Source organism: Bacillus sp. FJAT-29790 (genome assembly GCF_019039215.1).
GTDB lineage: Bacteria > Bacillota > Bacilli > Bacillales > Cytobacillaceae > Cytobacillus.
In genome coordinates this window covers 1,464,450-1,478,417 of record NZ_JAHNZZ010000001.1, presented here as the reverse complement: position 1 = coordinate 1,478,417, position 13,968 = coordinate 1,464,450, and the positions used below count along the sequence as shown (strand labels likewise).

The window sequence follows — 13,968 nt, the reverse complement described above, 5'->3', positions numbered from 1 at the left end:
GTGTGCTATTTGATCTTTTCTAGTAAAGAAGTAATTGTGAATTCTTGCCCATTTTTATCTGTCATGAGAAATTCTTCCTTAACTTTGCCATAACCAGGCACCCAGTAATTTCTAACTAAGCTATTATCCTCATTTTTTTTCTCAGTTATTATCACATCTTCTAGCTCGCCGATAGGTAAGGAAAGCTTCGCATGGACATCAACGATCTTCCAATCTCCAAAAGAGTTCCCGACTTCAAATGGTTGTTTCAGTTGTGAAATAGGCACAAATTTACTTTTAACAGAGTCAAGCGCTGGAATCATTTCATCATAAAATTCGGGCTCTTCGTATACAACGAATATTTCATCATCTGTTAACTGATATACTTTAAATATACGTGTTCCGCCATTCTCGACAATGGAAGGAAGATAATCTCCCTCTTTTTGATAAAACATTTCATTATACACGGCAAACTCGTTCCCTTCGCCTTTGAAGAAATAATTTTTATTTTCAAGGGGGAAGTAATCTTTTATTTTTGCTGTTTCAGCTTGTGGCTGCAGCTGCATTGGTTTTTGTGGAGTTTGAGGTTCTTTAGTCATGCATCCTGCCAGCCATAAGGAACTGATGATGAGAAGGAACCATTTCTTCATTTATTTGACTCCTTTACTTGTTTATAATTTAGACGAAAACGAATGTTTGAAGTTGCAAAAGCAAAATTGATTCTTGTAAAAAAGCAGAAGTTGCTAAAAGTTTTTGTCTAAAGTGGAAATATTATGCGGAAATGTAGGACGAAAAGAATAAGGAAAATAGAAAAGAGACCGTCAAACGGTCTCAATTTGCCAACTACTTCCCGAACATTGCTTTGAAGCCGAGATATAGAAGAGCTACAGCAAAGATGATCATCACTAATCCGCCGATGATACCAAAAAAAGAAGCAATACCGCTAGTAATGACAACTGATGTTGGGATATGAGTCAACCCAAAGCCAGCTATAATACAAGCCAAATATAGTAATGCTAATTGGTACATATTGAATCCCTCCTTCCATATAATTTATGAAACGAGGGTGGGGTTTGCTTGCTCAATTGTCTAATAATTTAAAATAAAAATGTTAAAAGCATTACAATGCCTTCCTCAAATAATGTTGGATTTTGAGGAAATAATACGAAATATATGTAGTGGTTTTTTGTTTTATTTCGGTTTCAACTATGATATATTAATTTACATCGTTCATCTGCCGAGAAATATTCTGTATGGTGTAAAATATAATGTACATAAACTTAGCGATTGCTAAGTTTTTCTAATTTTATCTGTAAGAGGTGTGAAATATGAAAAAACTTTTTATCTCATCGAAAGAATTGGTAAAAGAGAATCCTACGTTTTTCTTGATTGCAATTATTCTTTTTTGGCTTAAAACATATACTGCTTATCAAATAGAATTTAATTTAGGAATTGATAACAAAATGCAACAATTCCTGCTATTTATAAACCCGCTTAGCACAGCCTTGCTCGTTTTAGGACTTGCGCTAATTTTTAAAGGTCGGATCCAATCTGTCGTATTAATTGCGATGAATTTTTTATTGTCGTTTTTATTGTATGCAAACATTGTTTATTACCGGTTTTTCAATGATTTTATTACAGTTCCGGTTATCATGCAGACGAAAACAAATGCAGGGCAGTTGGGAGACAGTGCTCTTTCATTAATGTCGCCTTTTGATATTTTTTACTTTACTGACACGATTCTGCTCATTTTCTTTATTGTGAAAAAGTGGTATCAGCCTAATACAGCATTTAGCCGGAAGCCTGCTAAATACGTCATTGCCGCAGCTGTGTTGACTTTTTTGATTAACCTGGGGCTTGCAGAAATTGATCGCCCACAGCTTCTAACTCGTTCATTTGACCGAAACTACCTCGTCAAATATCTTGGAGCTTACAATTTCTCTGTTTATGATGCGATTCAAAATGCCAGATCAGCTAGCCAAAGAGCGCTAGCAGATTCCAATGATATTACCGAAGTTGAGAACTATATTAAAGCAAACTACGCCTCTCCCAATCCGATTTACTTCGGGAAGGCAAAAGGCATGAATGTGATTTATGTATCAATGGAATCACTGCAAACCTTTATTATTGATTACAAGCTAAACGGACAAGAGGTAACACCGTTTTTAAATTCATTAGCACATGATGGAAAAACATTTTATTTTGATAATATTATTAACCAAACTGGGCAGGGTAAAACATCGGATGCTGAATTTATTATGGATAATTCGTTATTTCCAATGGCACAGGGGTCTGTATATGTAACGAAAGCACAGAATACGTATCAGGCGTCACCCGCAATTCTTAAAACACACGGCTATACTTCCGCTGCTTTTCATGGGAATTATAAAACTTTCTGGAACCGTAACGAGATGTATCGCTCGCTAGGATACGATAAGTTTTTCGACGCTGAATATTATAATATGAGTGAAGAAAATACGAAAAATTATGGCATGAAGGATAAACCATTTTTTAAAGAATCGATGCCTTTGTTAGAAAGCTTGCCACAGCCGTTCTATTCAAAGTTCATTTCCTTATCCAACCATTTTCCATTTAAAATGGATGAAGGGGATACCGATTTTCCAGCTGCAGAAACGAAAGATAATGTCGTTAATCAATATTTTCAATCAGCTAATTATATGGACCAGGCATTAGAACAATTCTTTAATGATCTTAAAAAATCGGGATTATACGATAATACTGTCGTTGTTTTATATGGTGATCACTACGGAATTTCTGAGAATCATAATGAAGCAATGTCGGAAATCATGGGGAAAGAAATTACACCATTTGAATATGCGCAGCTCCAAAGAGTTCCGGTATTTATTCATGTTCCTGGGGTTGAAGGCGGGGCCGTACACCAATTCGGCGGCCAGGTCGATGTCCGTCCAACGGTGTTGCATCTTTTAGGTATTGATACGAAAGATTATCTAGAGGTTGGCTCTGACTTATTATCTAAAGACCACAGTGAAATCGTACCGTTCCGGAATGGTGATTTCATTTCTCCTGAATTTACCCAGCTTGAAGAGAAGTGTTATTCAACTTCGACTGGTGAATTAATCGAAGGAGATGGCTGTTTGCCTTTAGCTGAACAAGTGAAACAGAAGTTACAAATGTCTGACCACATTGTCTACAAAGATTTATTGCGTTTCTATCAACCTGAGGGCTATGAACCGATTAATCGTGATGATTATCAGTATATAAAGTCTGAGGTACCGATTAAGAAAGAAGGCATCAAACCAGGCATACAAAAATGATAATGAGTGAGTGGAGAAGAGATTCTTCACTCTTTTTTGTGCCTTTAAATCCAAGCGACCCCGTACAATTTAATTTGATGGACAATGTATATACTTGAAGCCATGGTAATACCCTCTTATAGGTGAACTTTAATATGAAAGGGTGATAAGGATGAATTGGAATGAAAATACAATAGATTCTAATATTCGAATAACACCAGTAATGTTTGTTACACGTTCTTTAGATGAAATTCGTTTTTGGTCGAGGATCATGAAGGAACATTCGTTATTCCTTCGATTAGGGTTTAGATGTGACGATACACAATTAATTGCAGAGGCAAATCAATTTTATCATACGTTTGAAAAAATTGAGCAACGAGCTCATGCATTTACAGCTCAAACTGATCCTGAACAAATAAGGCGGTTTAATACAGAAGTTCAACATGCTGCAACGAATATTTTTGCCTTCAAGCGGAAAGTGTTAGGATTAATACTTACTTGCAAAATGCCAGGCGCAAACAATTTTCCGCTCCTAGTGGATCATACAAGCAGGGAAGCTAATTATTTTAGAAAACGATTAATCGAATTAAATGAAGGGAAATTGAAAGCACTTCCTGATGCAATTATTAAAGAGAATGTCTTCTTCTTAAGGATCATGGCCGATCATGCCCAATTTATCGGACATCTTCTTGATCCATCAGAAAGAAAACTCGTGGATATGGCTCAAAATTTCAGCAATGATTTTGATCAATTAGTTTTTCAAGCTAGAGATCTAGAATCGATGAAACCACAGTCTCAAACAGTTCCAATGCTAGATCAATTCCTTGATCAGAATCGGGTGTCTGTCGCTTCCCTTAAAGACTTTAAGAAAACAGCACGAGATTTGATCGAGGAATGCAAAATTAAAAGCATTATCCACCCTCTATTAGCAGACCATGTTTTCCGAGAAGCCGAAAGATTTCTTGCAATCATTGATATGTTTGAAGCGCATCTCACAGGGGGAAAGGCTCAGCCAAGAAACGCATAATTGATAAAAATGAGTAGATTTCATACGCTTCATACATTTTTAGATGAAAAGAGAACTGGATTTACACATTCAGTTCTCTTTTGTATTAATTGAGATTTGCGACCTATTTATAGAATTTGACAAAGAAATTCTACCTCTAATGCTTGAAATGCATGAAAAAGATACGAATTCAATATTTGCATAGGAAAGTTAGATTATTGCTTTCCAAAATAGTAAAATGAATACATTACATAAAATTAGGAGGAAAACGAAATGAGCGAATGTAAACTAGATCATTCACACGAAGATGTTAAGCAAAAATTTGAGCAACAGCGTGAATTTTTACCAGGTGATATGGCTCCACTATTTCAGTCTTTTTTTAAGAAAGAGCATACGCAGGATATATTAAATGAAGTATTTCACCTGTTAAAAAAATACGACCTTTCTTCAGAGGAAGAGAAAGCAGAACGAGCGAACAGATTGTATTTGGTCCTAAACAATCTTTAAGCAGGGAAGATACCAAGCTATTCACAAGCTTTGGTATCTTTTTTTAATTTTGGCTCATTTCTAAGTGGTTTTCCCTCAAGTTATTTATTACTTAGGCGCTGTTAAATAATATTAAAGCTTACGGAAAACGTCCTTAATTCAAATGAGATTACAATAATTTTGTAGTTGTTAAAAAATTATTTTAACTATTTAAATTTTGTGATATGATGGGTTTATAGAATAAAATAATTAATAATAGAAGTAAGCGATTACATGGTTGAGGGGTGTATCCGATTTGAAGAGTCTTCATCAGCCGATATTTGACTTAGCGATTCGCACGGCCGATATGCTCGTCAAAATGTTCGGGTCCAGGTGTGAAGTAGCTGTGCACGATTTCGCAGACTTGAAGAAATCACTTATCCATATTGCCGGAAGTGTGACAGGAAGAGAAATCGGTTCACCGATTACGGACCTAGTGCTCAATGAATTGGCGAAAAAGAAGAAGCATATTGAAGATATTCCAATTTATAAGACGCAGTCCAAAAAAGGGAACATCATCAAAGCGGCAAATATTTTTATTCGAGACGATAAAGGCAACGCGATTGGTGCATTATGCATAAATTATGATATAAGTCTATTAATGCAATTTGGCGGGGAGATTGAAGAGTTTATTAACTTCGATGATCAAGGAACAAAATCAGAAAGCTTTTTTACATCTGTACAAGATATAACGCAGGAAATGGTCGACCAAGTATTGAATGGCTTTAAGAAAGCACCATCCATAATGAGTCTGGAAGAAAAGGTCGAATGTGTTCGCCAGCTTGAGGAAAAAGGAACTTTTCTCATAAAAGGAGCGACTGATTATGTTGCTTCTGTGCTAGGTGTCTCTAAGTTTACCATATACAATTATTTGCAAAAAATCCGCACAATCAACGAGTTTCAGACAGAAGAACTGGTTGAACGGAAATAGTCATAAAAAGCACTATAAATATTAAGTGTCTCAGTTTAATGTTTTTGATAAAAATACGTGCGAATGTGGATCCATTTCCTTTCTGAATCTCGTGTGCCGAAAATATTTTTACTATAGTTATTTTCTAAAAAGCACTCATTTTTTATTGTTTTTCCCATATTATCAAGGTGTTTATGAAAATATTAAAGGGGTTAATAACATGAAATATAGATCTGCATTTGATATTATCGGTCCAGTGATGATTGGACCTTCTAGTTCCCATACGGCAGGTGCTGCTCGGATTGGCCGGGTTGCCAGAACTCTATTTGGAAGTCAGCCTAAAAAAGCAGTTATCTCCTTATATGGCTCGTTTGCTAAGACGTATAAAGGCCATGGAACGGATGTCGCGATTGTTGGAGGCCTTTTGGATTTTGATACGTATGATGAGCGCATCCCATCTTCACTCAAGTTGGCAGAAGATGCAGGAATGGAAATTATATTTACAATCGAAAATACGGTCACTGACCATCCAAATACGGTTAGAATTAACATTTACGATGATAAAAAGGAATTAGAAGTTGTCGGGATTTCGATTGGCGGCGGTACGATTGAAATTACGGAGCTTAATTCGTTTAAATTAAAATTATCAGGCGAGCACCCGGCAATCTTGGTTGTGCATAATGACCAGTTCGGAGTGATTTCTGCCGTTACAAATATTTTTGCCAAATATGAAATCAATATTGGCCATATGGAAGTTTCGCGAAAAGAAAAAGGTCAAATGGCATTGATGGTCATTGAAGTTGATCAGAAAATCGACCAAAATGTGATTGCCGAGATTGAAAAGCTTCCAAATGTCACTCAGATTATTCGAATGGTCGAATAAGTAAAGTGTTGGATAGACATCTCACTTACTCAAATAAATTATTCTGGCATATCTTATCATAAAAGAAGCTTAGCACCAGGAGGGATTAAATTGTTGTTTAGAAATGTAGCTGAACTTGTGGCACTTGCAGAAAGCAAGCAAGTGAAAATAGCAGAAATAATGATTCAGCAAGAAATCGAAGTGACAGGTTTATCTAGAGACGAGATAATAGCTAAAATGGATTTTAATTTAACAATCATGGAACAAGCTGTGGAACGCGGGCTAAACGGCGTGACTTCCGTCTCCGGCTTAACGGGCGGGGATGCAGTCCTACTTCAAAAATATATTAAAAGCGGTAAATCATTATCAGGAAACATCCTGCTTGATGCAGTTAGTAAAGCAGTAGCAACAAATGAAGTAAACGCAGCGATGGGTACGATTTGTGCAACGCCAACTGCAGGATCTGCAGGCGTTGTACCTGGCACATTATTTGCTGTTAAGGAAGTATTAAACCCAACGCGGATGGAAATGATCGAGTTCTTGTTCACATCAGCAGCCTTTGGGTTTGTTGTTGCGAACAATGCTTCGATTTCTGGCGCTGCGGGCGGATGTCAAGCAGAGGTTGGGTCCGCGAGCGGAATGGCAGCAGCATCAATTGTTGAGCTTGCAGGCGGAACACCAAGTCAAGCAGCGGAAGCGATGGCTATTACATTGAAAAATATGCTCGGACTTGTTTGTGATCCTGTTGCTGGGTTAGTTGAAGTTCCATGTGTAAAACGGAATGCAATGGGTGCGTCCAACGCGATGACAGCGGCCGATATGGCCCTCGCTGGAATAAAGAGCCGGATTCCATGCGATGAAGTAATCAATGCGATGTTTTTAATCGGCCAATCCATGCCGTCAGCTTTACGAGAAACAGCAGAAGGCGGTCTGGCTGCTACACCTACAGGAAGAAGACTTGAAGCGGAGATTTTTGGAAAAACAAATAAATAACTAAAAACCCCGGATTCATTAGTGGATTTAGGGGTTTGTTTTTTTCTATTTAGAAAGATCAATTACGTTAAGCGAGTGCAGAATTCATGATTGGATAAGAAATCTACGAATCGCTTAATTTTAGAAAGAATGGTGTAAAAATTTATAATAATAAGGGACCGTGACTGCTGGTAACATCCACGGTCACGTGCAATTGTCGTCCACTTTACAATGATTGGCTCGAAAGGTTTGCGATAGACCATCTTTAAGGCTAGTTAGGTCTCAAGGGAGGTCTATTTCTTTTTGCCTTGAGATAGTATTGCGATTAATACGCCAAAAGCTAAAACAAGTGATAAAAATAATATTAAAAATAGATTGATAATTCAAAGGAAATAAAGTAGACTAATTTTAAGAGTTAGATCGATCTAATAAAACTTATCCAATCTCAATTCTGCATTGTCATATTCTTTTTTAAAATTTCCCTATTAATGGGAATGGTATTTGACATCAGTATATAAAGCTACCATAATAAAGCTACGGATAAACAAATACATTAAAAAATATCATATCAGCTTTAAAATGGTGGGGGATTTTGAGATGAAGCAAAATAAAAGTACTCGTGTTACGTTACAAGATGTCGCGAAGCATGCAGGCGTTTCGCGTGCTACAGCTTCACTGATCGTGCGGAATAGTCCGAGTATTTCCGAAAAAACTCGAAACAAAGTTTTACAATCTATGAAAGAGTTAGGCTATGTGTATGATCGCGTTGCCGCCAACTTGCGCTCACAGAAATCATCTACTGTCGGATTAATTATTACTGACATAGCAAACCATTTTTACTCTGATTTGCTTACAGGTGTCCATTATGCTCTAGAAGAGCAAGGATATACCGTTTTCTTAGGGACAACTTTTGATTTAGATCGGAAGCAAGATCAACTTCTTTCAACTATGTTGGAGCATCGGGTTGGGGGAGTCATATTATGTCCCGTGTCCGGCAGTTCAAAAGAAACGATTGAGCGAATCGAAAATTTAAATATTCCAATTGTGTTAGCTGTTAGAGAAATAGAGGAACTAAACTTGGACTATGTGGGGATCGATTATATCGGGGGTTCTCAATTAGCTGTTGACCATTTAATAGAAAAAGGGCATCGTAGAATTGCATTTTTGGGCGGTTCTTCTGAATCATCCGCTTGGAGGGAGCGTAAACAAGGATATTGTACGGCTCTTCAAAAAGCGAGGTTAGAGGTTGATGAGTCACTAGTGATTGAAGCCGCCGTATCCCGCGAAGGCGGAATTCGGGCAATCCATGAAGTACTGCGTCATCCGAACCCGCCAACAGCTGCTTATTGTTTTAACGATTTCGTGGCTAAAGGTGTGTTGCAGGGCTTAAGAGATGCCGGATTAGAACCAGGTCAAGATATGGCGATCGTCGGTTTTGATAATGTGGAGGAATCAGCGATCTATACACCGCCATTAACAACGGTTTCTTCATTTCCAGAAGAAATTGGTAAACAGGCAGCCAAGCTCCTGCATGAACGAATCGTCGATAATGACCGCGAACAGCGTCGGATTATTTTACAGCCTGAACTTGTTGTTCGAAAAAGCACTTAACTCCTTAAGTATTCGTAATATTATTCTAATAAACTACGAAACAAGGAAATGATTACCCAAATAGACTAGAGAGTGGCCCAGAAATGGTGTAAATGGACATTTTTACGTGGAGGCCTCTCTCTAATGTAAATCGAATAGCTTTGCAATTTTACGTACTTATGACAGCGGTTACTTAGATCGATCTAATAGTTTTTGACCGATCTAATTAAAATAGAAAACGTAAGTACATCATGGAGGAAATAGGATGTTGGGGTTATATTTGAAGAAACCAGGTGAATTAGAATTAAGAGAAATTTCGTCGGCCATGCCACTTAAAGAGGACGAGGTAAAAATTAAATTAATCTATGGAGGAATTTGCGGTTCGGACTTAAGTGTGTATAGAGGCGATTTACCACATGCCATTTACCCGGTTCAGCCCGGCCATGAATTGATCGGAACGATCGTTGCAGCGGGTGAAAAAGTGCAATATGAAGTAGGTTTAAGGGTTGTGATCATGCCAAATTCTTTTTGTGGAGAATGCGAGTTTTGCCAAAAAGGGAAAACGAATATTTGTTCCAATAAAGAGTCATTAGGTGTGAATGCGAATGGCGGATTTGCTGAAGAATTTATAATCTCTTCCAAATATGTTATACCTGTTCCAGATGTCCTTGCGAACGAAAAGGCCATTCTAATCGAACCTTTATCGGTGATTGTCCACGCGCTAGAAAAAGTAAACATTACTAGTGAGACATCTATTGCTGTCATTGGATGTGGGACAGAAGGCTTGTTAGCAATCGCGCTAGCAAATTACCTAGGAGCACAAATAACAGGAATCGATATTAATCAAGAGAAACTTGACAAGGTTAAGGAGAATTATCGAAATATTCAAGTAGCTAATTCGGAAGAGGTTAATGAGGGAATGTACGATGTTGTCATCGAAGCTGCTGGTGTTCGGGCCTCTTTTGAGCAAGGAGTTAAATTGGTGAAGCCAGGCGGGACAATGCTCCTTATCGGTTTAGCGCGGGAAGCTTCGATCCCGGTCAGCCAAGTGGTCAGAAAAGAAATATCTATTTACGGATCCATCATCTATAACATGCCTGGCGATTTTTTAAAGAGTATTGATTATTTATCCAAACAGGATTTTAATGTCGAACCAATTATTTCAAAAATCTTCCATTATCGTGATTACGCGCAGGCGTACGAGGATGCCTGCTCAGGGAGATATGGAAAAATTGTATTAAATTTTAAGGGAGCTTAATTTAAGAAATAATTGCGTGAAAAAACATTCAAAGGAGTGGTGAACGTATGTCCAAGCTAAACTTCGGACCACTAACAGGGGTAAAAATATTAGACATTTCAACAATGATTGCAGCTCCTTTTGGCGCAACCCTACTTGCGGATTTAGGTGCTGAAGTGACGAAGATCGAATTGCCTGGAAAAGGCGATACTTTGCGTACAGTTGGACCATGGAAAGGGAAAGAAGCTTTAAGATGGCCAGGTCTCGCGCGTAACAAGAAATCCGTCACGCTCGATATTCGAACAACAGAAGGGAAAGCAATTTTTTTAAAATTAATCAAAAATGTCGATATATTAATAGAGAACTTCCGACCGGGTACGCTGGAAAAATGGGGTTTAGGATATGAAGAATTAAAGAAAATCAATCCGCAGTTAATCATGACTAGAGTTTCAGGTTATGGACAAACAGGTCCATATAAAGAAAAAGCTGGCTTTGGCACACCAGGTACCGCATTTAGCGGGCATACAGCAATCCAAGGTTTTGCCGATCGTCCACCAGTCAGTCCGTCTTATTCGTTACTCGACTATATTACCGGTGTTTATGTTGCCTTTGCGACTGTAAGCGCATTATATCACCGTGAAACGACTGACGAAGAAGGACAAGAGGTAGAGATGGGCCTATATGAATCTATTTTCCGTATGCTCGAGTTTTTAGTAGCTGAGTATGATCAAAATGGGGTCGTAAGGGAAAGAAGTCCAGGACTAGCAGGTCATTCGAGTCCCGCTGGTACATATGAAACAAAGGATGGCAAGTTTGTTGTTTTAGTATGCAGTACAGATTCTACCTTCAATCGATTAGCTGAAGCGATGCAGCGTACGGATATGTTGGAAGATCCTCGCTATTACACGAATGCTGAACGGTTAAAACATGACCAAGACGTACAGGTTATTGTCTCGAATTGGATAAAAGGTTATACTCAAAAAGAATTAACAGAAAAGTTGGACTCATTTGGCGTTCCTGTAAGCCCGATCTACACAATTGAAGATATTTTTAATGATCCACAATATAAAGCAAGAGAAAACATTGTTGAAGTGGAACATCCAAGGTTAGGCACAATCAAAGTGCCAGGCGTTGTGCCGAAATTTTCGAAAACACCTGGGGCGATCCGTCACCGGGCGCCTGAATTAGGCGAACATAATGAAGAAGTTTTGGGCGGGTTAGGCATATCAGCGGAAGAATTGGCTTCGCTAAAAGAGAGGGGAGTCATCTAAATGACAGAACTATTATTGCCTTCAAAAGTAACGATTTGCGAGGTTGCTCCTCGTGATGGATTTCAGGCTGAACCGGAGTGGATTCCTACCGAACAAAAGCTGCGTATAATTAGAGAGCTTGCCAAAACAGGCGTAAAGTCGATGGAGATCACATCCTTTGTTCATCCAAGGGCCATTCCCCAGTTAAAAGATGCAGAAGAGGTAGTGAGAAAATCTCAAGATTTAACTGGAATGTATTTTCGAGCTTTAGTGCCAAATGTAAAGGGAGCAGAGCGGGCAATTGATGCTGGCATAAAAAAATTAAAGCTAATGCTTTCGGCAACTGACTCTCATAGTCTTTCAAATGCAAATAGTACCGTAGAAGACGCACTAAATAAATTGGAATCGATTACAGAGCTGGCCGAAATAAAAGGCGTGAAAGTCGGGGGCTCGATTTCAGTCGCATTCGGCTGCCCTTACGAAGGGGATGTGCCGTTAAGCCGAATCGAATTAATATTAGATCGTTACACACAGATGGGCATTAATGAAGTGTCATTAGCAGATACAACTGGGATGGGCAATCCGAAACAAGTTTACCGCTTGTTAGGTGATTTAAAAGAACGCTTTCCAAATATGACCTTTTCGATGCATCTTCATAATACACGGGGAATGGCATTAGCAAACGTTGTGGCGGCACTCCAACAAGGAGTCGTTCATTTCGATAGTTCCATAGCTGGATTAGGCGGGTGTCCTTATGCACCGGGAGCTTCAGGTAATATTGCAACCGAGGATCTCGTTCATGCATTATTTGAGATGGGGATTGAGACAGGGATCGACCTCGAATCGATTATTCACGTGGCAAAGGATGTTAAGCAGACCATTGGCCATGATGGAGGGAGCTATATGCTTCAAGCCGGTCCATGCTCACAGCTACATATGAAGCCTAAGTCTCAGGTGAAATTAGAGAGCTAGCCAAGGGAGGATAAGAATGGGAGCACAACTAGAGCAACTGGCGATCATTGAACAAGTAAAACAGCCAAGAAAACCAACTCGTGTTCGCTATACAATTTTATTCCTATTATTTATCATTACAGCTATTAATTATATGGATCGGGCAAGCATTTCGATTGTTGCTCCAGCCATTCAATCTTATTTTGATTTAAGTCCGGCCTTGCTTGGATTAATTTTTTCTGCCTTTAGCTGGACATATGCGGCCATGCAAATTCCTGGAGGTTTAATTGTCGATAAATTTGGGTCAAGGCTGACATATGGAATCTCTTTGATCGCATGGTCAATTGCTACAGGACTTCAGGCATTTGCGAACGGCTTCGCCTTTCTTTTCGGTTCTCGTTTGCTTCTCGGGATTACGGAGTCCCCAGCTTTTCCGGCAAATAATCGAATTGCTGCAACTTGGTTTCCACAGAGGGAACGCGCCTTTGCATCAAGTGTTTTTTCAGCTGGTCAGTATATGGGATTAGCATTTGCAACGCCGGTGCTTTTTTGGTTAATGACGACTTTTGGCTGGCGCTCCGTATTTATCGTTGCAGGGTTAATCGGTTTAGTATTCTCGATAGCTTGGTTTAAAATCTATCAAGATCCTAAAGATAATAAAAAAATGAATCAAGAAGAGCTTGATTATATTCGTGAAGGTGGAGGTCTAGCCGATCATGTAAGTGAAGGCAAGAAAATTACATGGTCCAACTTTTTGGAATTATTAAAATACAGACAGTTGTTAGGTCTTTGTATTGGTCAGTTTTCGATTGCATCTACGCTGTTCTTTTTCCTTACCTGGTTTCCTACTTATTTGGCAGAAGAAAAAAGTATGCCGTTTCTGAAGGTTGGAATTGTTGCTTCAATCCCCTATATGGCAGCGTTTTTCGGTGTGCTTTTTGGCGGAATTTGGTCTGACTGGTTACTTAGGCGTGGAGTATCCATCAATATAGCACGGAAGATGCCTGTTATTATCGGTTTATTCCTTACGAGCAGCATTGTTCTAGCTAATTATACTTCGTCTGCAACATTAGTGATTGCGATTATGTCGATTGCTTTTTTTGCACAAGGGATGTCGAATACATCGTGGGCAATGCTAGCTGAGGTTGCACCACGTGAATTAATGGGAGTAGCAGGCGGAGTATTTAGTTTCTTTGGCAATGTTGCTGGCATTCTTACACCGATGATCATCGGTTTTATTGTTACCGCTACCGGTTCCTATACAGGAGGGATCTTATATGTCGGAGTGGTTGCATTAATGGGCGCATTATCTTATATCTTCATTGTTGGAAAAATAAAACGTATCGAATTAAAATTCTGATTTTTGGTAGGCTGTTTTCGTAAACATTGTGCCTTATTATTGTGATTTTAT

Annotated in this window: 13 protein-coding genes; 11 read left to right on the top strand and 2 right to left on the bottom strand. The window is 38.7% G+C overall.

What is annotated here, in order from left to right; translation table 11 throughout:
- Positions 1-5: 5 nt before the first annotated feature.
- Both BGM26_RS06890 and BGM26_RS06885 read right to left on the bottom strand, forming a co-directional pair.
- Positions 6-629, bottom strand: a complete 624-nt coding sequence (locus tag BGM26_RS06890; protein WP_217038989.1) for a hypothetical protein — start codon at positions 627-629, stop codon at positions 6-8.
- A 193-nt stretch (positions 630-822) separates the two neighbouring features.
- Positions 823-1,008 carry a hypothetical protein gene (locus BGM26_RS06885; RefSeq protein WP_217038987.1) on the bottom strand — a complete coding sequence of 62 codons (186 nt, stop codon included), beginning with the start codon at positions 1,006-1,008 and terminating at the stop codon, positions 823-825.
- Between the two features lie 299 nt (positions 1,009-1,307).
- On the opposite strand from BGM26_RS06885, the gene ltaS reads away from it, so the two are divergent.
- The 11 genes from ltaS (at position 1,308) to BGM26_RS06830 (ending at position 13,917) form a co-directional block, all read left to right on the top strand.
- Positions 1,308-3,275 carry a lipoteichoic acid synthase gene (gene ltaS / locus BGM26_RS06880; RefSeq protein ID WP_217038986.1) on the top strand — a complete coding sequence of 656 codons (1,968 nt, stop codon included), beginning with the start codon at positions 1,308-1,310 and terminating at the stop codon, positions 3,273-3,275.
- Positions 3,276-3,426: 151 nt separating this feature from the next.
- Positions 3,427-4,281: a DUF2935 domain-containing protein gene (locus BGM26_RS06875; protein ID WP_217038985.1), complete on the top strand. Its 855-nt coding sequence runs from the start codon at positions 3,427-3,429 to the stop codon at positions 4,279-4,281.
- A 252-nt stretch (positions 4,282-4,533) separates the two neighbouring features.
- A complete protein-coding gene (locus BGM26_RS06870; RefSeq protein WP_217038984.1) occupies positions 4,534-4,767 on the top strand; it encodes a group-specific protein in 234 nt (77 codons plus the stop codon).
- A gap of 274 nt (positions 4,768-5,041) precedes the next feature.
- A complete protein-coding gene (locus tag BGM26_RS06865; RefSeq protein WP_254119098.1) occupies positions 5,042-5,716 on the top strand; it encodes a helix-turn-helix transcriptional regulator in 675 nt (224 codons plus the stop codon).
- Between the two features lie 199 nt (positions 5,717-5,915).
- Positions 5,916-6,578, top strand: coding sequence for an L-serine ammonia-lyase, iron-sulfur-dependent subunit beta (gene sdaAB / locus BGM26_RS06860; RefSeq protein ID WP_217038983.1), 663 nt, complete (start codon positions 5,916-5,918; stop codon positions 6,576-6,578).
- Positions 6,579-6,671: 93 nt separating this feature from the next.
- The gene (gene sdaAA, locus BGM26_RS06855; RefSeq protein ID WP_217040685.1) at positions 6,672-7,550 is read left to right on the top strand and encodes an L-serine ammonia-lyase, iron-sulfur-dependent, subunit alpha; all 879 of its coding nucleotides are present in this window, start codon (positions 6,672-6,674) and stop codon (positions 7,548-7,550) included.
- A gap of 576 nt (positions 7,551-8,126) precedes the next feature.
- Positions 8,127-9,140: a LacI family DNA-binding transcriptional regulator gene (locus tag BGM26_RS06850; RefSeq protein ID WP_217038982.1), complete on the top strand. Its 1,014-nt coding sequence runs from the start codon at positions 8,127-8,129 to the stop codon at positions 9,138-9,140.
- Positions 9,141-9,384: 244 nt separating this feature from the next.
- A complete protein-coding gene (locus BGM26_RS06845) occupies positions 9,385-10,377 on the top strand; it encodes a zinc-dependent alcohol dehydrogenase (protein ID WP_217038980.1) in 993 nt (330 codons plus the stop codon).
- 47 nt (positions 10,378-10,424) lie between these two features.
- Positions 10,425-11,627 carry a CaiB/BaiF CoA transferase family protein gene (locus BGM26_RS06840; RefSeq protein WP_217038979.1) on the top strand — a complete coding sequence of 401 codons (1,203 nt, stop codon included), beginning with the start codon at positions 10,425-10,427 and terminating at the stop codon, positions 11,625-11,627.
- Positions 11,628-12,578 carry a hydroxymethylglutaryl-CoA lyase gene (locus tag BGM26_RS06835; protein ID WP_217038978.1) on the top strand — a complete coding sequence of 317 codons (951 nt, stop codon included), beginning with the start codon at positions 11,628-11,630 and terminating at the stop codon, positions 12,576-12,578.
- A 16-nt stretch (positions 12,579-12,594) separates the two neighbouring features.
- Complete coding sequence (locus BGM26_RS06830) at positions 12,595-13,917, top strand: MFS transporter (protein ID WP_217038977.1); 1,323 nt, start codon at positions 12,595-12,597, stop codon at positions 13,915-13,917.
- The last annotated feature ends 51 nt before the right edge of the window (positions 13,918-13,968 follow it).

Coding starts and splice junctions, on each gene's coding strand:
- BGM26_RS06890 (WP_217038989.1), bottom strand. CDS start 629: ATGAAGAAATGGTTCCTTCTCATCATCAGTTCCTTATGGCTGGCAGGA.
- BGM26_RS06885 (WP_217038987.1), bottom strand. CDS start 1,008: ATGTACCAATTAGCATTACTATATTTGGCTTGTATTATAGCTGGCTTT.
- ltaS (WP_217038986.1), top strand. CDS start 1,308: ATGAAAAAACTTTTTATCTCATCGAAAGAATTGGTAAAAGAGAATCCT.
- BGM26_RS06875 (WP_217038985.1), top strand. CDS start 3,427: ATGAATTGGAATGAAAATACAATAGATTCTAATATTCGAATAACACCA.
- BGM26_RS06870 (WP_217038984.1), top strand. CDS start 4,534: ATGAGCGAATGTAAACTAGATCATTCACACGAAGATGTTAAGCAAAAA.
- sdaAB (WP_217038983.1), top strand. CDS start 5,916: ATGAAATATAGATCTGCATTTGATATTATCGGTCCAGTGATGATTGGA.
- BGM26_RS06850 (WP_217038982.1), top strand. CDS start 8,127: ATGAAGCAAAATAAAAGTACTCGTGTTACGTTACAAGATGTCGCGAAG.
- BGM26_RS06845 (WP_217038980.1), top strand. CDS start 9,385: ATGTTGGGGTTATATTTGAAGAAACCAGGTGAATTAGAATTAAGAGAA.
- BGM26_RS06840 (WP_217038979.1), top strand. CDS start 10,425: ATGTCCAAGCTAAACTTCGGACCACTAACAGGGGTAAAAATATTAGAC.
- BGM26_RS06835 (WP_217038978.1), top strand. CDS start 11,628: ATGACAGAACTATTATTGCCTTCAAAAGTAACGATTTGCGAGGTTGCT.
- BGM26_RS06830 (WP_217038977.1), top strand. CDS start 12,595: ATGGGAGCACAACTAGAGCAACTGGCGATCATTGAACAAGTAAAACAG.